Raw genomic sequence first — 20,948 nt, 5'->3', positions numbered from 1 at the left:
TCCCGAGCCCCGGAAGCCCTTCTACCAATGACGCGCACAGCCGCCCGGCATCAGGCAGGCTTGGCGAAGGTGGCTGCGCTCATGACCTCGTAGCCAACGAACGCCTCATCGCCCTCAACCCACGCGTCATGGCCGGCCGGGATGGTGTACGCGTGGCCGGGGCTGACCGTGGCCCGCGATCCGTCCTCCATTTCCACAGTCAACGTTCCGGCGGCGCAGATTCCCACGTGGTTCACCTGGCACGTGTCCGTGTGGACCACGGTTTTGACGGTTTCGGACCACCGCCAGCCCGGCTCAAAGGTGAACCTGCCGAGCGTTGTGTCACCGAGGGTCACCACGTCCACCTGGGTCTTGGGCGGGCGGCGCTTTTCATCGGGCTGGTCGAATGATTTGGCTTCCAGGGCGTTTACGGTCATTTCCTTCTCCTGACAGGAAAGGGTGTGGGAACTGTGCATCCGGAGCGCCCAGACATCTCCGGGTTTTGGTTGGCGGGCCCGCGGTGGGCCGCGGCCGCCAGCCACTGGCACCCAGCGCTATCAGCGTGCGCCCGCGGGTGGGCCGTGTCAATATGTCCCGCCGCCGGCCATCAGGGCTAGGCTTCCGGGATGGGACTCATCATCACACTGCTTATTATCTGGCTCGTTCTGTCCATCCTGGGCTTCGTTATCGAGGGTCTGCTGTGGCTGGCCCTGATCGGACTGGTGCTGTTCGCGGCCACCGCCGTCTGGGGCTGGCTGAAGCGCAGAACCCGGGCCTGACCAACTCTGGCGCTGCCCACCCAAGGGTGAGGCGCCGCCGTCGTGCGTTCCCGCCCGGTTGCTTCCCGGGGTGAGGCGCCGCCGTCGTGCGTTCCTGCCCGGTTGCTTCCGGGGCACCCGGGCGGCACGCCGCGGACGACGGCGTGTCCCGGCCTGGGAGGGCAAGGCCCCTGACGAACTGGGCAGGACCGCACGGAAGCCCCGGCCTGCACGCACCCCACCGGCCCAACCCGCGCGCGCCTGCACCGCTGTGCCCGCATCCCCGTGCCTGCCTTGATACCTTGAGGGCATCATGTTTACCTTCGACCAGCTGGCCGCGTTCATCGCCGTGGCAGAGGAACTCCATTTTGGGCGGGCCGCCGAGCGCCTCAACATGACCCAGCCGCCCCTGAGCCGGCAGATCCAGAAGCTGGAACGGATCGTGGGCACGGAACTCCTGGAACGCGACAACAGGAAGGTCCAGCTGACGCCCGCCGGCCTGGCCTTCCTGGACGAGGCACGCCGGCTGCTCACCCTGGCCGGACGGGCTCCCGCCACTGCGCGGCGCATCGCCTCCGGCCGCTCCGGCGTCCTGCGGATCGGGTTCACCGCAGCCAGCGGCTACAGCGTCCTGGGCCCCTGCTGGAACAGATCTCGGGCATTGTTCCGGATGTAGACATCGAGCTGCAGGAGCTGGTGACCGGCGAACAGCTGGACGGGCTCCTCACCGGCGAACTGGACCTGGGCCTGGCCCGGCCGCCGTTCGATGTCCGGACGTTCGATTCCCGGCTGCTGTCCCGTGAGTCCATGGTGCTGGCCGTTCCGTCCGGCCACCCGCTGGCGTCGCTGGACCGGGACATTGGGCCGGAGGATTTCAGCCACGAGGCCCTGATCATGCACTCCCCCATCCAGGCACGCTACTTCTATGACCTGGTGGTCCGGCTCCTCCCCATCGACCACGGCAACGTGGTGCACACCGTCAGCCAGATCGTCACCATGGTGTCGCTGGTGGCGGCGAAGCGCGGGGTGGCGTTCGTCCCGGAGTCGGCCACCGCGCTGGGCATCAATGGCGTGACATTCCTTCCCCTCGCCGCGGGCTCCACGGGACAGGTTGAGCTGCACGCATTGTGGAACCGCCGGATCACCAACCCGGCACTCCGCCTGCTTCTGCAGGACCTGGAGTTCAGCGCCTCCTGAGCCCAAATACAGCCATGCCCTGAAGGTATCAAGGGATCCACAAAAGCTCTTGGACAGGTATGAAAATCCGTTCCTAAGGTGGAAGGGAACCCAGCACGCTGCCGGCAGGCGGCACCCACACCGGAGGACAACCATGGCACGCTACACACCGCAGGAACTGGCAAGCACCCTCAAGGAAGGGCTGCTGTCCTTCCCGGTCACGTCCTTCGACGCCGACCTGCAGTTCGATGAAGAGAACTACCGCAAGCACCTGGCCTGGCAGGCCAGCTTCCCGGTGGCGGGCCTGTTCGCCGCCGGCGGCACGGGCGAAGGCTTCTCCCTGACCCCGGCGGAATCCGAGCGCGTGGTGCGCGCCGCCGTCGACGAAGTGGGCGCCACGGTTCCGGTGCTGGCATCAGCCGGCGGCTCCACCGCCCAGGCCATCGCCAACGCCCAGGCTGCCGAGGCAGCAGGCGCCGAAGGCATCCTGCTCCTTCCGCCGTACCTCACCGAAGCGGACCAGGCAGGACTCACCGAGCACGTCAGCGCCGTCTGCCGCGCCACCTCGCTGGGCGTGATCATCTACAACCGCGCCAACGCCATCTACAAGGACACCACCGTGGCCACCCTCGCGGACCGGCACGAGAACCTGATCGGGTTCAAGGACGGCGTGGGCGACCTCGAGCACGACGCCCGCGTCTACGCCAGGCTCGGCGACCGGCTCTTCTACCTCGGCGGGCTTCCCACTGCCGAGACCTTCGCCCTTCCGCTGCTGCAGCTGGGAATGAGCACCTACTCCAGCGCCATGTACAACTTCGTCCCGCAGTTCGCGCTGGACTTCTACCGGGACGTCCGCAACAACGACCGTGCTGCCGTGAACAAGAAACTCAACGACTTCGTGATCCCCTACCTGGACATCCGCGACCGCGTGAAGGGCTACTCCGTGTCCATCGTCAAGGGCGGGCTGGATGCGGTGGGCCGCTCCGCCGGGCCGGTCCGTCCGCCGCTGCAGAACCTGGCGGAGCAGGACCTCGCGGACCTCACGGCGCTCATCGCCACCGTCTCCTGAACAGCCCTTCCTGACAACCCCTAGGAGAAACCATCGTGACCCTCACCGGACATTCCCTGATCGCCGGGCAGGCCGTCGCCGGCAGCGGCAAAACCGCTTTCGGCGTCAACCCGGCCACCAACGAACGGCTTGACCCGGCCTACTCGCTGATCACCGAAGAGCAATTGACGACGGCGACCTCCGCCGCCGCCGCAGCCTATCCGTCCTTCAGCACGCTGGACCCCGGGACGCATGCCGCGTTCCTGGACGCCATCGCGGACAACATCGAGGCCATCGGCGAGGAACTCATCATCCGCGCCGGCCAGGAAACCGGCCTTCCCGCGGCCCGGCTGCAGGGCGAAAGGGCCCGCACCACCGGCCAACTGCGGCTGTTCGCGTCCGTGGTCCGCCAAGGTGATTTCCGCGGTGTCCGGATCGACCCCGCCCTGCCGGACCGGACCCCGCTGCCGCGCGCCGACATCCGGCAGCGCCAGATTCCGCTGGGCCCGGTGGCCGTGTTCGGCGCCAGCAACTTCCCGCTGGCGTTCTCGACGGCGGGCGGGGACACGGCCTCGGCCCTCGCCGCAGGCTGCCCGGTGGTCTTCAAGGCCCACAACGCGCACCCTGGCACCGGCGAACTCGTGGGCCAGGCCGTGGTCAAAGCCGTCCGGGACTTCGGCCTGCACCCCGGAGTGTTCTCCCTGGTCTACGGCCCCGGCGCCAGCATCGGCCAGGCCCTGGTGGCCGATCCGCACATCAAGGCCGTGGGATTTACCGGCTCCCAGTCCGCCGGTATCGCCCTGATGCGCACCGCCGCCGCCCGCCCGGAACCCATTCCGGTATACGCCGAGATGTCCTCCCTGAATCCCGTCTTTGTGTTCGAAGGGGCGCTCAAGGGTGATGTTGATGCCCTCGCCGCCCAGTACGTCACGGCGGTCACCGGAAGCTCCGGCCAGCTCTGCACCTCCCCCGGACTGCTGTTCGCCCCCGAAGGCGAGGCTGGGGACAAACTCGCCGCCGCCGTCGCACGCGCCGTCTCAGGCTCCACCGGGCAGACCATGCTCACCGAAGGCATCGCCGGGTCCTGGCATGCCGGAACCCGGGCACTCGGCTCAGCGGACGGCGTCGAACTCCTGGGCCAGGGCACGGAGGGTGCGGCAGAAAACGCGCCCGCCCCCGCCATCTTTGGGACCCGGGTGAAGGACTTCGTGGCCAACCACGTCCTCCACGAGGAAATCTTCGGCGCCGCGTCCCTGGTGATCCGCTACGGCTCCACCGACGAGCTGCTGCAGGCTGCCGCGCGGATGGAAGGCCAGCTCACGGCATCTCTGCAGCTCACCGAAGAGGACTATCCGACGGCGGCGCCCCTGATCCCGGTCCTCGAACAGAAGGTGGGCCGCATCATTGTCAACGGCTGGCCCACCGGTGTGGAAGTTGGCCACGCGATGGTGCACGGCGGCCCGTTCCCCGCCACCTCGGACAGCCGCACCACGTCCGTGGGCACGCTGGCGATCAACCGCTTCCTGCGCCCTGTGGCCTACCAGAACCTGCCCCAGGAGCTGCTGCCGGCGCCGCTGCAGGACGAGAACCCGTGGGGCCTGAACCGGCGGATCGACGGCAGCAGCGTCCCGGCCGGGAGCCTGGCCAGCAGCTAAGGCAGCCTGCAGTCAAGGCGGCCGGCGCCGTTAGCGGATGCCGGCCGCCCGCAGGGTCCTGGCCAGCTCTGCAGCCGCCGATTCCAGCGCGGCAACCGTGCTGCGGAGGACTTCCTCGGTAGCAAGCTCCGTGGGGATGGAACAGCTCATGGCGTCGGTACCGGGGATCCGGTACGGAACCACCACGCTGACGCAGCACAGCCCCACGGTGTTCTGCTCCCACTCGATGGAGTGGCCGGTCTTCCGGAACTCGGCCAGTTCGCGTTTCAGCGCGTCAAAATCCTGCACGGAGTTCGGGGTGAGCTGGGCGTAAGGTCCGTCGCCGATGCGCTGCCGGACCTCCGCATCCGTGTACTCGGCGAGGATGGCCTTCCCCAAGGCAGTCACCTGCGCGGGCAGCTTGCGGCCCACTCGGGAGGACAGCCGGCGGCGGTCAACAGCCTGCCGCGTGGCCAGGTAGATGACGTCCGAGCGGTCCAGCCGGGCGTAGTGGGTGGTGAAGGTAGTGGCGTTGCGGACCTTTTCCAGGACGGCGGAAACGTGCTCCATCACCGGATCCCGGTCCAGGTATGCCGTTCCGCACAGCAGCGCGTGGGTGCCGATGCGGTAGGCGCCCTCCGGCGTCTGCTCGATCCAGTTGAGTTCCAGCAGCGTCAGCAGCAGCCAGTGCAGGCTGGAGCGGGGGTAGCCGGTCAGCTTGAAGATCTCCGCCGTGGTGAGCGGCTGGGGTGCGCCGGCAAGGAGCTCCAGGATGGCTATGGTGCGCTCCGCCGATTTGACCAGCTTGACGTCCCCCGATGCGCCAACGCCCGGGCCGGACTGTACCTCCACCGCCGCCATCACCGTTCCCCCTTCTGCCACTGCCCCGGCCTGCTGCATGTCACTTCACGGCCAGGTGCGGGTAGTTGTCTACTCCCACCCTATGGCTATCGCTTGCCCAGGCGCCGCCCAAAAGTTCGGCCCATTCGTCCCGCGCCGTGGTATCCACGCCGCCGGCAAAGGCCTCGGCATCATCCTGCGGCTCGAATCCGATGCGCTTACCGGCGTGCAGGTTTGCCCAGCCCCGGGTGTTCGCCGAGACTGCCCACACCACGTGGTGCCCGGGGGCGCCAAGGCTGTTCAGCGTGGCCTCCACCAAGCGGAAGGAGTCGGCGGGCGACAGCCAGGATCCCAGCGTGCGCAGGTTCCCGGGCCGTTCACCGCCGGTGCCGATGCGGGCGCTGACCACTTTCATGCCGTACTTGTCCGCGTACAGGCTTCCCAGAGCCTCCACGGCCGCCTTGCTGACACCGTAATAGGTGTCCGGGCGGGGAATCAGCACCGAATCCTGGGCTGCCGCTTCGGTGGGGTGGAAGCCTACGGCATGCGTGGAACTGGCCAAAAGGACGCGTTCGACGCCGTTCTGCCGGGCCGCTTCCAGCGTCACCTGGGTGCCGGTGATGTTGGTGGACACCAGTTCCGCCCATGTTTTTTCGCGGTGCAGCCCGCCCAGATGGATCACCGCCGTGGCCCCCTTGAGCGCGTCCGCCATGAAATCCGGGTCCGTCACGGACCCCACATGCACGGACTCATTGGCACGGGGGTCAGAGGCTGCCGCCAGATCCACCAGCCGGACGGCGTATCCGGCGCCTGCAAGGTAGGGCCGCAGCAGCGTGGCCATCATTCCCGCACCGCCGGTGAGGGCGATGGTCACTGTGTGGGGTGCTGCAGACAAGATTCCTCCAACGGTTGACAGCCTGTGATCCTAATCATACTCTCATGAAGTACGTTTCACATGGTAACAGCATTTTATATATGTAAAAAGGAGAATCAGAGTGGATTCGAAGTTCACGCACTCCCGCGGGGTCCTGGCCCTTACCGTTGCCGCTGCCGCGGTACTGAGCGGCTGCAGCGCCGGCTCATCAACTCCCGCCGCAACCGATGATGGCCAGCCCATCGAGGTCTGGGCCCGCGCCGGCACCGATGCCGCCACCACCTACGCCGCCATGTTCAAGGAATTCACCGCAAAGACGGGCGTTGAGGTCAACTTCCAGGGCGTGCCGGACCTGGACCAGCAGCTCCAGACCCGCGCAGCGTCCAAGAAGCTCCCGGACATCGTGATCAACGACTCCGCCGCTCTGGGCAACTACACGGCGCAGGGCTACCTGGTGGAAGTGGACAAGTCCACTGTCGAGGGCAACGACAAAATCGCCGATTCCCTCTGGGACGAGACCAAGGGCCTGGACGGCGCCACGTACGGCGTCCCGTTCTCCCGGCAGACCATGGTGACCATGATCCGCAAGGACTGGCGCGAGAAACTGGGCCTGCCTGTTCCCGAGACCCAGGAGGACCTGGAGAAGCTGGCCACTGCATTTGCCACCCAGGACCCGGACGGCAATGGGCAGGCGGACACCTACGGCATGACCGTCCCGGGCTCCACCGAGCGCGGCTACCTGGGCTGGTGGGCCTCCTCCTACCTCTGGCAGAACGGCGGCGCCTACCTCGAGGACAAGGGCGACGGAAAGTTCGCGTCCACCGCCTCCAGCACCGAGGCCCAGGAAGGCGTCACCTGGATCAAGAAGCAGTTCTGCACCCCCGGCAACACGCAGCCGGGCGCCCTCACAGCGGCCACCAGCGTTGCCTCGCCGTTCTTCCAGACCGGCAAGACAGGCATCATCCTCACGGGCCCGTACAACTTCTCCTCCTTTGACACGGCCCTGGGCAAGGACACCTACGAGGTCATCGAGGCCCCCAAGGGCTCCGTGGACAACACCGTCCTGGCCGAAGGCGAGAACATCTACGTCACGGCGAGCAACGGCAAGCCGGACCAGACCAAGCAGGTCATCGACTACCTGGTGTCCGCCGACGGCCAGAAGGCAGGCATGACGGCGGGCAAGCAGCCGATCGTCCGCGTACCGGTCAACGGCGACGTTGACGCTGCCGCCGTCTACAACGATCCCCGCTGGGCCGTGGTCCAGGACGCCCTGCAGAACTCCTCCAAGGCGTTCCCGTCAGCGATCAACTTCGTGCCCATCAAGCAGGTTGCCGCCGAGGCCCTGAACAAGATCGTCTCCGACTGCGGCGCCGACAACGTGGCATCAGGCCTGAAGGACCTCGACACCGCCATCAACGACGAGCTGACGAGCCAGAACGCCAAGTCATGACCTCCGCAGCAACAAAACCGGCGTTAACGCCGGCCCAGGCCAAGCGGCCCAGCCCGCCCCCGCGCCGCAGGAAAGGCAACCGGGCACATGTGCTGGCCATCTGGGTGTTCCTCCTTCCCGCGGCCGTCCTGGCCCTCTACTTCAAGTTCATCCCCATGGTGGAGGGAATCCGGCTGAGCCTCTTCAAGGTCCAGCCCTTCCTGGGGGACGTCTTTGTTGGCTTCGACAACTACGCCAGCGTCCTCACCGACGCCCGCTTCATGGACGCCCTGGGCCACACCGTGGTCCTTGGCGTCACACAGACCATCGGCGCACTTCTGGTGGGCTTCATCCTGGCCCTCCTCCTGGAGGGCCAGGCGAAGTCCCTGTGGTTCCTCCGCACCGCCATCTTCCTGCCCGTGGTCACGGCGCTGGCCGTGGTGGGTGAAATCTGGCGGATCCTCTACTTCCCCACCGCCGACGGGCCGCTGAACACCATCCTCAGCTGGGTGGGCCTGGGTCCGCTCCAGTTCCTGAACGGTACCGACACGGCACTGTGGTCCATCGCCGTCGTCGGAATCTGGAGCGGCGCCCCGTACAACATGGTGATCATCCTGGCCGGCCTGGCCGGCATTGACCGCGCCCTGTACGAATCGGCCGGCGTGGACGGCGCCACTGTGTGGCAGCGCCTGCGCTACATCACCCTGCCGGCGCTGCGTCCGGCAATCGTGATCGTCCTGACGCTGGCCGCCATCCGAAGCCTCAGAAGCTTCACGGAAGTGTACGTGCTCACCGGCGGCGGCCCGGCCGGATCCACCGAGGTGTGGATGACCCGCATGTATTCGCTGGGCTTCCAGCGCAACGACATCGGCGTGGCCTCCGCCGCAGCCGTGCTGCTGCTGGTGGTCACGCTCCTGCTGACAGTGGGCACCCAGCTCCTGGCCCGAAGGAAGGCAGAACGATGAGCCACACCACAACCCGGACGTCGCCGCGGACCAAGCGGCCGTCGTCGTCCTCCCGCTTCGACTCAGCCCTGGGCTGGTCCCCCGGCTTCGGCACCAACATGGCGCTCCGCATCCTGCTGTGCATCCTGGTGTTCTGCATCTTCGCGCTGCCCTTCGCGGCCATCATCTCCGGCGCGTTCGACCGGAACAGCAGCCCCACCGAAATCACGCTGCTGCCCAAGACGTTCACGCTGGCCAACTTCGAGGCAGCATCACAGCAGGGGCTCTGGGGCTACCTGCTGAACTCCCTGGTCATTGCCGGCGGCGGACTGCTGCTGCAGATGACAGTGTCCGTGTTCGCGGCCTACAGCCTGAGCCGGAAGAAATTCCGCGGCCAGGCAATCCTGCTGCTGCTGGTCCTGCTGACCATGATGCTGCCGGAGGAAGTCATCGCCATCCCGCTCTCGCTGGTGCTGGGCGATCTCCCCCTGCTGGGCATCAGCCTTCGCGGCAGCGTGCTGGCCGTCATCCTGCCGGTGGGCATCTGGGGGTTCTCCATCTTCATCATGAGCGAATTCATGAAAGAGATCCCCGCCGAGATCGAGGAAGCCGCCCGGCTGGACGGCGTGGGCGAGTTCCGCATGCTGTTCACCATCATCCTTCCGCTCTGCAAGCCCGCCCTGGGCGTCATCGGCATCTTCGGCTTCATGATGGTGTGGGACCAGTACCTCCTCCCCCTCATTGCCGCCAACGATCCGAGCGACTACACGCTGACGGTTGCGCTCTCCGTGCTCCGCAACGACACCACGGTTGGACCCGGCGTCCTGCTGGCCGGCGCCGTCATGGCCATGATCCCAAGCCTGCTGGTGTACCTCTTCCTGCAGCGCTCCATGATCCGCGGCATCACAGCAGGCGCCACCAAAGGCTAGGGCAGGCCCAGCCCGTCCGCCCACCCCACGAAAGAAGTTCAATGAAAACCAGCACCATCCTCCCTGCAGCCCACGCCCCCACCGCGGCCGACCTGAAAATCACCGAGATCACCATCACCCCCATCGCGTTCTCCGACCCCCCGCTGCTGAACGCCGTTGGAGTCCACGAACCCCTGGTGCACCGCGTGGTGATCGAGGTCCGGACCGCCAACGGCCTGCTGGGCCTGGGCGAATGCGCCGGCGGGCAGAGCCGGCTGGACAACCTGGCGGTGGGCGCCAGCGCCATCAAGGGCCTGGGCGTCTTTGACACCTCCCGCATGGAGCAGCTCATCAACGAGGCACTGGACCCCGCGCTGTCCTCGTTTGAAAAGGCTGCCGTGTTCTCCGCGTTCGAGGTGGCGGCGCTGGACATCCAGGGCCACGCCACCGGACGCACCGTCAGCGAACTCCTGGGCGGCACTGTCCGGGACGAGGTACCCTTCAGCGCCTACCTGTTCTACAAGTGGGCCGAACATCCTGCCATGGACGGCAAACCGGCCATCACGGACGAATGGGGCGAGGCCCTGGACCCGGCGGGCATTGTCCGGCAGGCGCAGAAGATGATCTCCGAGTATGGCTTCAAGTCCATCAAACTCAAGGGCGGCGTATTCCCGCCGGCGCAGGAAATCGAGGCCATCAAGGCCCTGCGCGAAGCGTTCCCCGACATGCCCCTCCGCCTTGACCCGAACACGGCCTGGACCGTGGAGACCTCCCAGTGGGTGGCCCGGGAAACCGACGGGCTGCTCGAGTACCTGGAGGACCCCACCCCGGGCCTCGAGGGAATGGGCGAGGTGGCGGCCACCGCTGCCATGCCGCTGGCAACCAACATGTGCGTGGTGGCGTTCGACCACATCAAGCGCAGCGTGGAACTGGATTCGGTCCAGGTCATCCTGGGCGACCACCACTACTGGGGCGGCCTGCGGCACACACGGGAACTGGGCACCATCTGCCAGACCTTCGGCATAGGGTTGTCCATGCACTCCAACTCCCACCTGGGCATCAGCCTGGCCGCCATGGTCCACGTTGCAGCCGCCACTCCCGCCCTCACCTACGCCTGCGACACGCACTATCCGTGGAACGGGCACAATGACGTGGTCAAGCCGGGCATCCTGCGCTTCGTTGACGGCAGCGTCCGCGTTCCCACCGGCACGGGCCTGGGCGTGGAACTGGACCGGGAGAAGCTGGCCGAACTCCACCAGCAGTACCTCGACGCCAGGATGACCGCCAGGGATGACACCGGCTACATGCAGCGCTTCGTGCCGGACTACACGGCGGACCTGCCGCGGTGGTAGGCCCGCGGGTCACCGGATACCTCTACCCCTGGGATGTCCTGGGCGACGCCTCCGCGGCCTCCTGGGTCAGGGACACGGGCGTTCACCGGGTGGCGCTGGCTGCCGCCTACCACTCGGTGCGGGCCGCCACCCCCCGGCATCCGGAACGCCGGGTGGTGGATGCGGGTTCCGCCGCCCTCTATGTGCCGGTCACCGGGGCATGGGACGGCAGCCTCCTCCGCCCCGGCGATGCCGCCGAGTGGACCGGGCGTGATGACTCGTTCCCGGAGGCTGCGGCGGTCCTCCGCGGTGCAGGGCTCCCCGTGGACGCCTGGGTGGTCCTGACACATTCAAGTGCCGTGGGCAGCGGGCACCGGGACCTGTGCGTGCAGAATGCCTTTGCCGAGACGTACCGCTACGCCCTGTGCCCGTCACAGCCGCGCGTCCGCGAGTACGCCGCCGGGCTGGTGGGGCAGGTCCTGGAGCTCGGCCGGCCGGACGGCCTGGTCCTCGAGGCCGTGGGCCCGCTGGGGTTCGGCCACCAGAACCAGCACGAAAAGACCGACGGCGCCGGGTACTCGCCCTGGGTGCAGGCGCTCCTTTCCCTGTGCTTCTGCGGCGCCTGCTGCACCGCCCACACGGACCGCGGCCTCCCGGTGGAAACCCTCCGGCAGCGGGTGCGGGACGTGGTCCGGCTCCACACGGACTCGCCGGACGCCACACCCGAAACGGCTCCCGAAGCCGCCGAGTTCCTGCCGCTGCTGGAGGCCAGGTGGGATGCCACGGCCGCCCTGCTCGACGCCTGCCTCGCCGCAGTGTCCGGCTCAGGTACCCGGATCTCGCTGCACGCCTCCCCGGATCCGTGGTCCACCGGCCCGTTCGTCTCCGTCGAGGCACTGCGCCGGAGCCTGCTGTTGCCCCTGATGGAAAACGTCACCGCCGTGGTCCCCTGCTGGGGGGAAGCGGCGCAGGGTGCTGCCACCGTAGCAGCCATGGCTGCGGCCGCAGCCGGGGCAACCGTGGGGTCGTACGTGCTGGTGCTCCCGCCGAAGCCCGCCGACGCAGGGGCCCTGTCCCGGGAATGGGCCGCGCTCCTGGAAGCCGGGAGCAGCGAACTGCATGTCTACCATCTGGGGCTGGCTTCCTCCGGGCGCCTGGACGCCGCCGCCGAAGCCGTCCACCGCGTGGGTGCCGGCAGCTGACCCTGCCGTACCCGCACGGGTGACGCGCCGCCGTCGTGCGTTCCCGCCCGGTTGCTTCCCAGGGCACCCTGGCGGCGCGCCGCGGACGACGGCGTGTCCCGTCTAGGAGGGCATGGCCCCCTGACCAACTGGGCAGGATCGCACGGCAGCCCGGGTCAATCCGGGCGGAATGTGAGGTCTGTTTCATCTGGCGGACTGCGCCGTGCTGCGGTGGTACCGTGGCGCCTATGCACCTGAAGGCTTACCAGCGAAGCCCCCACCCTCAGCGCCGAAGGAAAAAACCGAAGGCCGTGCTGGCGGGGTACAGCCGGTCCCTGGCGGAACTCCAAGGCAAGCAGGTGTCCACCCTCCGACTGCTGGCCCACAAGCTGGTCCCGCGGCACCCGGCGCAGCTGATCGCCCTGGGATTCGTCCTTGCCATCGCGGCAGGAACCGGGCTCCTGATGCTGCCTGCCGCCGCCACGGGACCCCGGCCGGCGTCTCTGCTGGAAGCACTGTTCACTGCCACCTCCGCCGTCTGCGTCACCGGGCTGATCACCGTGGACACCCCGGTGTTCTGGACAGGCTTCGGGCATGCAGTCATCCTGGTGCTCATCCAGATCGGCGGGTTCGGCGTGATGTCCTTCGGGGCGCTCCTGGGCGTGCTGACCGCCCGCCGCCTGGGCCTGCGGTCCCGGATGCTGGCCGCCACGGAGACCAAGAGCACCGGCTTCGGCGACGTGCGCCGGGTCCTGATCGGCGTCCTGCTGATCACCGTCATTGTGGAGACCATCCTGGCGGTGCTCCTGATGCTCCGCTTCCTCCTGGGTTACGGCTACACCCCGGGCGAGGCCCTCTGGCACGGGGTGTTCCACTCCGTGTCCGCCTTCAACAACGCCGGTTTTGCGCTGTATTCGGACAGCCTGATGGGCTTTGTGGGCGACCCGTGGGTGTGCCTGCCGATCGCGGGTGCGGTGATCATCGGCAGCCTGGGCTTTCCCGTGCTGTTCGAGCTGCGCCGCCAGTACCGCCGGCCCGTCTACTGGAGCATGCACACCAAAATTGTCCTGGCCGGCAGCGCCGTGCTCCTGGTTGGCGGGACCGTGTTCCTCACGGCCGCGGAATGGACCAACAGCGCCACCCTGGGCGGGCTGCCGCCCGAGGACCGCATCCTGGGCGGCTTCTTCCAGTCCGTGATCACGCGCACCGCCGGATTCAACAGCGTTGACATCAGCCAGATGCACCCCGTTTCCTGGCTGGGCATGGACATCCTGATGTTCATTGGCGGCGGCCCGGCCGGCACCGCGGGCGGCCTGAAAATCACCACCTTCGCCGTACTGTTCTTCATCCTGGCCACGGAACTCCGTGGCGACACCGCGGTGAACATCTTTGGCAAGCGCCTCTCCCGGGCCGTGCACCGCCAGGCCATCACCGTGGTGCTCCTGGCCATCGCCCTGGTGACGGCGTCCACCATGTTCCTGATGCTGATCACCGATTTTGGCCAGGAACGGATCCTGTTCGAGGTGGTGTCCGCCTTTGCCACCGTGGGGCTGTCCACCGGCATCACGGCCGGGATGCCGCCCGCCGGGCAGGTGGTGCTGATCCTGCTCATGTTCATCGGCCGGCTTGGCCCCGTCACGCTCGGCACCGCGCTCGCCCTCAGGAAGCGCCCCATACTGTACGAAAACCCGAAGGAAAGGCCCCTCATTGGCTAAGGACATCTTCACCCGCCGGGGCGAGCGCGCCGCCCACCCCGACTCCGTGGCTGTTATCGGCCTGGGGCGCTTCGGCGGTTCCCTGGCCCTGGAACTGGAGGCGCAGGGCACCGAGGTGCTGGGGATCGACAGCAGCGAGGAGATCGTGCAGTCCTACAACGGACGGCTGGCGCACGTGGTCCGTGCCGACTCCACAAAGGAAGAAGTCCTGCGGCAGCTCTCCGTCCACGAGTTCGACCGGGCCGTGGTGGGCATCGGCTCGGACCTGGAGGCGAGCATCCTCACCACCTCCCGGCTGCTCACTTTCGAGCACCCGGAAATCTGGGCCAAGGCCATCAGCGAGCCGCACGCGGAGATCCTGGGCCAGCTGGGGGTGCAGCACGTCATCCGGCCTGAGCACGACATGGGCCGCCGCGTGGCGCACCTGGTCCGCGGGTCCATCCTGGACTACGTGGAATTCGAGGACGACTTTGTGATGGTCCGCACGCAGCCGCCGTCGGATGCCCGGGACCGGCCCCTGGGCGTGCTGGGCCTCCGGGACAAGTACGGGATCACCATCGTGGCGGTCAAACGGCCTGGCGGAACCTGGCAGCACACCACCGCCCAGACCGTCCTGTACGACGACGACCAGATCATCGTCCAGGGCACCAAGAACCTGGCTGAGCGGTTCAGCAGCCGCCCCTAGCCCGGCCCTGCTACTACTGGCCCTAGCCCGCCCCTAGCCCGGCCCTGCTACTGCCCGGCGCCGAGCTTCCCGCCGAGGCGCTCGCGCATGCTGGTGCTGGCATCGTTCAGGCCGATGATCTTCACGTCCTTGCCGTGGTGCCGGTACTTTTCGGTAATGGCGTCCAGGGCTGCGATGGTTGAGGCGTCCCAGAGGTGCGAGGCGTGCATGTCGATCACCACAAACTGCGGGTCCAGCGCGTACTCGAACTGGGTGTAGAGATCGTTGGACGAGGCGAAGAACAGCTCGCCGTTAACCGTGTACGTGGCGGTTTCGTGGCCTTCCACGCCGGTGACCGTCCGTTCCACGGTGACGAAGTGGGCCACCCGGCGGGCGAACATCACCATGGCCACCAGCACGCCGACGCCGACGCCGATGGCCAGGTTGTGCGTGGCAACAGTGACCACGACCGTGGCCACCATGACCAGGGTTTCGCTCTTGGGCATCATCTTCAGCGTGCGCGGGTGGATGCTGTGCCAGTCGAACGTGGCCCAGGAGACGAAGATCATCACAGCGACCAGCGCGGCCATGGGAATGACGGAGACGACGCCGCCGAGCACCACCACCAGGATCAGCAGGAACACGCCGGCCAGGAAGGTGGAGATCCGGGTGCGGGCGCCCGAGGCCTTGACGTTGATCATGGTCTGCCCGATCATGGCGCAGCCGCCCATCCCGCCGGTGAACCCGGTGACGAGGTTCGCCACGCCCTGCCCCCACGCCTCGCGGCTCTTGTGGGAGCGGGTGTCCGTGATGTCATCCACCAGCTTGGCGGTCATAAGGGATTCGAGGAGCCCCACGAACGCCATGGCCAGCGCGAACGGGAAGATGACCTGCAGGGTCTCAAGGGTGAACGGAACGTCCGGTACGAACAGCGACGGCAGCGAGTCCGGCAGCTCGCCCTTGTCCCCCACCGTGGGAACGGTGATGGCCGCCAGGACGGTAATGAGCGTGAGGACCACGATGGCCACCAGCGGAGCGGGCACGGCCGTGGTGAGCCGGGGCAGTCCGAAAACAATCACCACAGCAAGTGCCAGCAGCGGGTACACCAGCCAAGGCACCCCCAGCAGTTCGGGAACCTGTGCCATGAAGACCAGGATGGCCAGGGCGTTGACGAAGCCCACCATGACCGACCGTGGAATAAAGCGCATCAGTTTGGTCACCCCGGACAAGCCCAGGATGACCTGGAATGCGCCGGCCAGGATGACGGCGGCAACCAGGTAGTCCACGCCGTGGGACTTCACCAGCGGGGCGATCACCAGGGCCACCGCGCCGGTGGCTGCGGAGATCATGGCAGGCCGGCCTCCCACGATCGCGATGGTGACGGCCATGGTGAAGGAGGCAAAAAGTCCCAGGCGGGGATCCACGCCCGCGATGATCGAGAAGGCAATCGCCTCCGGGATCAGGGCAAGCGCGACGACGAGCCCGCCGAGGACTTCGGTCTTGAGCCGCCGCGGCGACTTCAGGGTTTCCCGGACAGACTGGAGCTGTTCCGGTGTGGAGGCGGGGGCATCCGCAGAGGTTTTGACGGCCATTGCTGGCTCCGTTCATGGTCAGGAAGGCGCGGGGCAGCGGCTCCACGTGTTCGAAGAATGAAGGGGGCGCAGCGCCGCGCAGGGGACGCCGGGAGTCCGCTCAGGCGTCTCTCCGGCTTCAGCAACTCTACCCTAACGTGATGGTAGGGTTGAACGCGGACATTACGGAGGCCCACCCACATGACAGCACGAGCCGGCACTTCCACCATGCACATCGGCGAACTGGCGGAACGGACAGGTTTGTCCCTGCGCACCATCCGCCATTACGACGACGTGGGGCTGCTTCCAGCCACGGCCCGCACCGGGGGCGGCTTCCGGGTGTATTCAGAAAACGACGTCGAGCGCCTCACGGTGATCAAGCAGATGAAGCCCCTGGGGTTCTCGCTGGAGGAGATGGCCGACATCCTCGAGCTCTTCTCCTCACAGGAAGCAGGGGCCTCCGATGACGCGAAGGCCAAACTCGCCGCATACCTGGAGAAGGCCGTGGCTGAGCGCGCCAAAATGGCCCGCAACCTGGCCCAGGCCGATCAACTCATCGAACGGCTCAGCGGCCGCGGCTGACGGTCAGGGCCTTCCGCGGCTGTATTTAAGGATGCCCGCCCTCGGCGCCCCCAATAAGCGCCAAGGACAAGCCGGCCGTTGGAGAAGCCGCTCAGCCCTCCCAGTGATCGAAGCTGAACCCGCACGCGCACCGGTAGGTGAGCAGGCCGCCGTCGTTCTTTGCCGCCGGCCCCTCGCCCGGCGCTGCCACCAGCTGCATGGGCTCGCCGCAGTGGACGTGCGTGGCGAGCATCCGCCGCAGCTGCGGGTCTTCCGCGCGCCCGGCACGGGCCCCGCCCCTGCTGCCGGCGCGCCGTACAGCCAGCGGAATCTGTGAATGCGCCATAGCGTCCACCCCGCCTAGTCCAGCGAGGCGAGGAGGTCGGTGCAGGCCTGCTCACAGCGGCGGCAGGCGTCGGCGCACACCTCGCAGTGGCGGTGCATGGAGGCGTGCTGGCCGCACTCCTCCGCGCAGGCACGGCAGGCAATGCGGCATGCTTCCAGCACTGCCCGGGTGATGCCGACGTCGTAATTGCCGTGGCGGGAGAGGATTTTTCCGGTGGCGGCGCAGATGTCGACGCAGTCAAGGTTGGTGCGGATGCACCTGGTGAGCTCGGCCACCATGTCCTCATTCAGGCAGGCGTCGGCGCACGCGGTGCATGTCTGCGCGCAGTCGAAACACGCCTGGATGCATTCCACGAGCTTGGCCTTGTCGATGCCCGCCACATCCTTGGGGTAGGCGTCCAGCATGGACTGTACGTGTGTCATTGGTATCTCTTTCCAGGTCAAAACAGCAGGTAGGGGGTGTGGTGGAACGGCGAACCGTTCCTACGTCCTGCTGATGGAAAGCTCCACCACCGTGAGTGCCGGCAGTTCCGGCTCAGGCGGTACGTCATGGGAGTGGAGGCTGCCGCCGGGCAGCCGCTGGATTAATGACGGCGGATCCACCGCACCGGTCCGCACCGGGACGGGTTCACCGCGGGGCGCCTTGATCCGCTCGCCCTCGTTCTCGAGTCCCGCAGGCTCAGCGGACGGGCCGGCCTCGTGGACAACGCGGACGGACTGCGCAGCGGAGGCTGAAGGCGCTGCCGGATCGGCGTCTGCTATTGCCTGAAGCGGCACGTCGCCAGCGGCTTGTCCGCCCTGCACCGGGCTGTGCCCCGGAACCAGGGCGTACCGGCTGCCGGACGTATAGGAAGCAGCACCGGCAATCAGCAGGACCAGGAGCAGCCATACGAAAACGCCCCGCAGCGCGACAAGGCAGCGAAGCAGTCCAAGCGCAGGCGAACCCAGTGTGGCCATCACCACTTCCTGTAGAGGGCTTTTACTAAGCCTAGCTTCGTATTCCTGTTCCGCAGATCACATGAGTATTACTTTTGCGATGGAATCAGCCAGGTCCATCAGGTCCTTACGCTCCGGCGCCGAATAGTGTGCGGAGCCGATGGCGTTGCGCATCCGGCCAAGGTGGTCCACGATCTCCGCCCGGTACTGGCCCTTCCGGTCGCACCATGCAAGCTCATGGAGGAGCCGGAGGAGGCGGGCCGCAACGGCAGGGTCCGACGCGCCGTACTGCCGGGGCTGGTCCATCGCCAGGCTGAGGAAGTCCTGCAGTCCGGGAAGGGACAGCACCACCCTGACCCGCCCGTCGTCGTCGACCGAACTCTCGGGCCCGGGGTTACGCTCCGCCAGCGTGCAGAGAAGCGCGGAGAGGTGCCCGATGACGTGCACTGCCGTGGTGGGGTCATTGATGCCCGGGGAAAGCGCCCGCGCGGCAACATCCACCAGCTGGCGGAACCCGAATCCGACGTCCTGGACGTTGGTGCGTTCATACCCGGTTGCCACGGCGGCGTTGATGTCCTTTGTGAGCTTCTCCCGGACGTCCGCAGTGAACGTCGCTCCCGGCGCCACGGGCCACGCGGTGGCAAACGGGACGCCTTGCACCAGTGAGCTGCCGGGTTCCCGGTCTATGCGGAGAACGGCACCGGCGTCTTTCGCAGCCTGCAGGAGTGCGCCCGGGTCATATGAGGTCAGGAAGCCGGAGGAACTGGAGCGGACGGGGAAGCTGCCCGGTGCCGGAAACGGCTGGGGCGGGGGCGCGGGCCGGTCCCGGGGAAAGACGCGGTCGATGGTTTCCTGGGTTTCCGCATTGACCCTGCGCATCATGGTTTCCACCCGGATTTCCCGCGTGAGGTGCGCGAGGAAGAGCACCAGACCGACGACGCTGGCCATGGCGAGCGCATAGGCTACCGTGACGGAGATTTCAGGTACGAAGGCGGTATTGCCGTTACCCTCTTCCCGCACACTGCGCAGGACTGTCAGCGAGAAGGCGAAGGCGGCCAGGAAGAGCGCCAGTGTTCCGTGCACAAACCGGTCCGAGGTGAAGGTCCGCAGCAGCCGGGGGGAGAACTGGCTGCTGGCCAACTGCAGGGTTACCACCGTGAGTGAGAAGGTCAGCGAGGTCACCGTGATGAGCGAACCTGAAACGGCCTGCAGGACAGCCCGGGCAGCCTCCGGCCCTCCGCTGAAGAGGAAAACCGTGACGCTGTCCGGCAGCTCGCCGTCGACGGCCGAATCCAGGGCGGGCAGCGCCATGCCCAGGACGACCGCCACGGCAACAGCCACTGCCGGAAGCGGCCACAGCTGGGTCCTCAGGGCATCCAGCCAGTGTGCACGGCGCGTGTTCACCTATTCCTCGGTTCCCTGGCCCGCACGGCTTTCGGATACTGCCGGTTCCCGTGAAGGGTGGTCCGTTGCCGCGGCGGCGGACAGCTGGCCGTGGGCGTCCCGGGAGGTCTCCTGCTCGGCTCGTGAAACATCCTCCGCCGTGATTTGGGCGTCTGTTTTTTCGTTCCATGCTTTGATTGCGGCCCAGATGACGGCCGCCAGGGGAACGGAGAGGATGGCGCCGATGATGCCCGCCAGGATGGTTCCGGCTGTGAGTGCCAGCAGGATGACGAGGGCGTGCACGCTGAGAGTGCGCCCCATGACCACCGGCTGCAGGAAGTTGCCTTCGAGCTGGTTGACAACAATGACGACGATGATCACGATCAGGGCCGTGACAGGCCCGTTGGCCACCAGGGCCACGAGGGCTGCCAGCACGCCGGCGAGGGTGGCTCCCACCAGGGGGATAAAGGCGCCGATGAACACGATGGCAGCCAGCGGCAGGGCGAGCGGAACTCCGAGGACAACCAGGGCCAACCCGATGAAGAACGCGTCAACGATGGCCACGATGGCCGTTCCCCGGACGTACCCGCCAAGTACCGCGAGGCTGTCCTGCCCCACGCGCCTTGCCTTCACCAGCCGCGTGCCCTTGAAGGCGCGCAGGATGAACGCCCAGATGCGCTCTCCGTCCTTGAGGAAGAAGAAGAGGATTACGGCCATGAGCAGGGCGCCGGTGATGAAGGTCCCTGCCGCGCTGAGGCCGGTGACAACACCGGCGCCCGCGGTGCTGCTGGTGACGAAGTCCAGCACGGCGTCACGTGCCTGCTGGATCTGTTGGTCATCGACCGGAATGGGGCCGGTCCGGACAAAGGCGTAGACCTGGTCGAATCCCGCCGTGGCGCTGCGGGCAAGTTCGCCCGCCTGGCCGATCACGGCGAAAACAATGGCCGTGACCAGTCCACCCAGGGCCAGCAGGAGCAGCAGGAAGGAGAAGCCGGTGGCCGCCGCACTGGGCCAGCCTTTCCTTCTGAGCCAGTTCACCAGCGGTGCGATGGCAGCGGCCAGGATCAGCGCCAGCAGCAGGGGAATGACCACCAGCCGCACCTGGATGAGCCCGTAGATGAGGACGGCGGTAAGGGCCAGGAGCATCAGCAGCTGGCCTGCCCTGATGCTCACCCGGCCAAGACCGTCCTGCCACGGGTTTGCCCGGTTTTGAGTCTGCATTCAGTTGTCTCCCTGGTTCAGCAAGCGCTGGTGCTGCGAAAAAGTGGCATCGGCGACGCCGCGCAGGCTACCTAAACCTCTCACGGACTGTCCTGGCTGAAACAACGGACGGCAGCTGCCCGGCCCTTCAGTTAAAAGCAAGGGGTGCGGCTCCAGCGGAACCGCACCCCTTGCTGGTGGACCGGAATCAGTCCTTCTTGAAAGCGTCCTTGACCTTTTCGCCGGCCTGCTTCAGGTCGCCCTTGGCCTGGTCGGTCTGGCCTTCGGCCTTCAGGCGGTCGTCACCGGTTGCTTCTCCGGCGGCCTCTTTACCCTTGCCGCCAAGCTTCTCGGCTGCGTTACCAATCTTGTCGTCCAAACCCATGGTGTTTCTCCCTACGGTCGGCTCCCGCCGGCGTCCTGCCAGCGGCTTACCTTCCCATCGTAACCACAAATCACTAAGGGTGCTGA

The 20,948-nt window shown here is 67.0% G+C and carries 21 protein-coding genes and 1 pseudogene; 12 read left to right on the top strand and 10 right to left on the bottom strand.

Annotation, left to right across the window (positions count from 1 at the left end):
- Positions 1-50: 50 nt before the first annotated feature.
- Positions 51-416: a cupin domain-containing protein gene (locus NFU08_RS10515; RefSeq protein ID WP_104184564.1), complete on the bottom strand. Its 366-nt coding sequence runs from the start codon at positions 414-416 to the stop codon at positions 51-53.
- Positions 417-605: 189 nt separating this feature from the next.
- On the opposite strand from NFU08_RS10515, the gene NFU08_RS10510 reads away from it, so the two are divergent.
- The 4 genes and pseudogenes from NFU08_RS10510 to NFU08_RS10495 all read left to right on the top strand — a co-directional run bounded on the left by NFU08_RS10510 (position 606) and on the right by NFU08_RS10495 (position 4,616).
- A complete protein-coding gene (locus NFU08_RS10510) occupies positions 606-758 on the top strand; it encodes an LPXTG cell wall anchor domain-containing protein (RefSeq protein WP_188727030.1) in 153 nt (50 codons plus the stop codon).
- Positions 759-1,050: 292 nt separating this feature from the next.
- Positions 1,051-1,934: pseudogene (locus NFU08_RS10505) on the top strand (LysR family transcriptional regulator).
- A 133-nt stretch (positions 1,935-2,067) separates the two neighbouring features.
- On the top strand, positions 2,068-2,982 hold the full coding sequence (gene kdgD / locus NFU08_RS10500; RefSeq protein WP_251422951.1) for a 5-dehydro-4-deoxyglucarate dehydratase: 915 nt from the start codon (positions 2,068-2,070) through the stop codon (positions 2,980-2,982).
- 35 nt (positions 2,983-3,017) lie between these two features.
- A complete protein-coding gene (locus NFU08_RS10495; protein ID WP_251422943.1) occupies positions 3,018-4,616 on the top strand; it encodes an aldehyde dehydrogenase (NADP(+)) in 1,599 nt (532 codons plus the stop codon).
- A gap of 30 nt (positions 4,617-4,646) precedes the next feature.
- On the opposite strand, the gene NFU08_RS10490 is transcribed toward NFU08_RS10495, so the two are convergent.
- Positions 4,647-5,477 (bottom strand): IclR family transcriptional regulator, encoded by an 831-nt coding sequence (locus NFU08_RS10490; RefSeq protein ID WP_251422940.1) that lies wholly within the window; start codon positions 5,475-5,477, stop codon positions 4,647-4,649.
- 19 nt (positions 5,478-5,496) lie between these two features.
- The gene (locus tag NFU08_RS10485; RefSeq protein ID WP_285835586.1) at positions 5,497-6,330 is read right to left on the bottom strand and encodes an NAD(P)-dependent oxidoreductase; all 834 of its coding nucleotides are present in this window, start codon (positions 6,328-6,330) and stop codon (positions 5,497-5,499) included.
- A 100-nt stretch (positions 6,331-6,430) separates the two neighbouring features.
- Between NFU08_RS10485 and NFU08_RS10480 the strand changes: the two genes are divergently transcribed.
- From NFU08_RS10480 to NFU08_RS10450, 7 genes are all read left to right on the top strand, one after another.
- The gene (locus NFU08_RS10480) at positions 6,431-7,759 is read left to right on the top strand and encodes an ABC transporter substrate-binding protein (RefSeq protein ID WP_251422937.1); all 1,329 of its coding nucleotides are present in this window, start codon (positions 6,431-6,433) and stop codon (positions 7,757-7,759) included.
- Positions 7,756-8,703 carry a carbohydrate ABC transporter permease gene (locus NFU08_RS10475; RefSeq protein WP_251422934.1) on the top strand — a complete coding sequence of 316 codons (948 nt, stop codon included), beginning with the start codon at positions 7,756-7,758 and terminating at the stop codon, positions 8,701-8,703. Before NFU08_RS10480 ends, NFU08_RS10475 begins: the two co-directional genes overlap by 4 nt.
- Positions 8,700-9,611 carry a carbohydrate ABC transporter permease gene (locus NFU08_RS10470; RefSeq protein ID WP_251422931.1) on the top strand — a complete coding sequence of 304 codons (912 nt, stop codon included), beginning with the start codon at positions 8,700-8,702 and terminating at the stop codon, positions 9,609-9,611. Before NFU08_RS10475 ends, NFU08_RS10470 begins: the two co-directional genes overlap by 4 nt.
- A 41-nt stretch (positions 9,612-9,652) precedes the next feature.
- Positions 9,653-10,942 carry a glucarate dehydratase family protein gene (locus NFU08_RS10465; protein WP_251422928.1) on the top strand — a complete coding sequence of 430 codons (1,290 nt, stop codon included), beginning with the start codon at positions 9,653-9,655 and terminating at the stop codon, positions 10,940-10,942.
- On the top strand, positions 10,936-12,123 hold the full coding sequence (locus tag NFU08_RS10460) for a hypothetical protein (protein WP_251422925.1): 1,188 nt from the start codon (positions 10,936-10,938) through the stop codon (positions 12,121-12,123). The genes NFU08_RS10465 and NFU08_RS10460 overlap by 7 nt, the downstream gene beginning before the upstream one ends.
- Positions 12,124-12,350: 227 nt before the next feature.
- Entirely contained in the window at positions 12,351-13,817 is a 1,467-nt protein-coding gene (locus NFU08_RS10455; protein WP_251422922.1) for a TrkH family potassium uptake protein, read from the top strand.
- A complete protein-coding gene (locus NFU08_RS10450; RefSeq protein WP_251422919.1) occupies positions 13,810-14,502 on the top strand; it encodes a TrkA family potassium uptake protein in 693 nt (230 codons plus the stop codon). The genes NFU08_RS10455 and NFU08_RS10450 overlap by 8 nt, the downstream gene beginning before the upstream one ends.
- Before the next feature lie 47 nt (positions 14,503-14,549).
- On the opposite strand, the gene NFU08_RS10445 is transcribed toward NFU08_RS10450, so the two are convergent.
- A complete protein-coding gene (locus NFU08_RS10445; RefSeq protein WP_251422917.1) occupies positions 14,550-16,073 on the bottom strand; it encodes a SulP family inorganic anion transporter in 1,524 nt (507 codons plus the stop codon).
- A 180-nt stretch (positions 16,074-16,253) separates the two neighbouring features.
- On the opposite strand from NFU08_RS10445, the gene NFU08_RS10440 reads away from it, so the two are divergent.
- Positions 16,254-16,634 (top strand): MerR family transcriptional regulator, encoded by a 381-nt coding sequence (locus NFU08_RS10440; protein WP_251422914.1) that lies wholly within the window; start codon positions 16,254-16,256, stop codon positions 16,632-16,634.
- Between the two features lie 91 nt (positions 16,635-16,725).
- Here NFU08_RS10440 and NFU08_RS10435 read toward each other — a convergent pair whose 3' ends face one another.
- The 6 genes from NFU08_RS10435 to NFU08_RS10410 form a co-directional block, all read right to left on the bottom strand.
- Positions 16,726-16,959 carry a hypothetical protein gene (locus NFU08_RS10435; RefSeq protein WP_174178026.1) on the bottom strand — a complete coding sequence of 78 codons (234 nt, stop codon included), beginning with the start codon at positions 16,957-16,959 and terminating at the stop codon, positions 16,726-16,728.
- A gap of 14 nt (positions 16,960-16,973) precedes the next feature.
- Entirely contained in the window at positions 16,974-17,381 is a 408-nt protein-coding gene (locus tag NFU08_RS10430; protein ID WP_174178024.1) for a four-helix bundle copper-binding protein, read from the bottom strand.
- A 60-nt stretch (positions 17,382-17,441) separates the two neighbouring features.
- Positions 17,442-17,915, bottom strand: a complete 474-nt coding sequence (locus NFU08_RS10425) for a hypothetical protein (RefSeq protein ID WP_251422912.1) — start codon at positions 17,913-17,915, stop codon at positions 17,442-17,444.
- 57 nt (positions 17,916-17,972) lie between these two features.
- The gene (locus NFU08_RS10420; protein WP_251422909.1) at positions 17,973-19,298 is read right to left on the bottom strand and encodes a DUF2254 domain-containing protein; all 1,326 of its coding nucleotides are present in this window, start codon (positions 19,296-19,298) and stop codon (positions 17,973-17,975) included.
- Positions 19,299-20,498 (bottom strand): AI-2E family transporter, encoded by a 1,200-nt coding sequence (locus NFU08_RS10415; RefSeq protein ID WP_251422906.1) that lies wholly within the window; start codon positions 20,496-20,498, stop codon positions 19,299-19,301.
- A gap of 187 nt (positions 20,499-20,685) precedes the next feature.
- Positions 20,686-20,862 carry a CsbD family protein gene (locus tag NFU08_RS10410; protein WP_174178016.1) on the bottom strand — a complete coding sequence of 59 codons (177 nt, stop codon included), beginning with the start codon at positions 20,860-20,862 and terminating at the stop codon, positions 20,686-20,688.
- Positions 20,863-20,948: the final 86 nt, after the last annotated feature.

It is taken from the genome of Pseudarthrobacter sp. NCCP-2145, from assembly GCF_023708005.1.
GTDB classification, from domain to species: Bacteria; Actinomycetota; Actinomycetes; order Actinomycetales; family Micrococcaceae; genus Arthrobacter; species Arthrobacter oxydans.
This window is presented reverse-complemented; position numbering and strand designations above follow the sequence as displayed.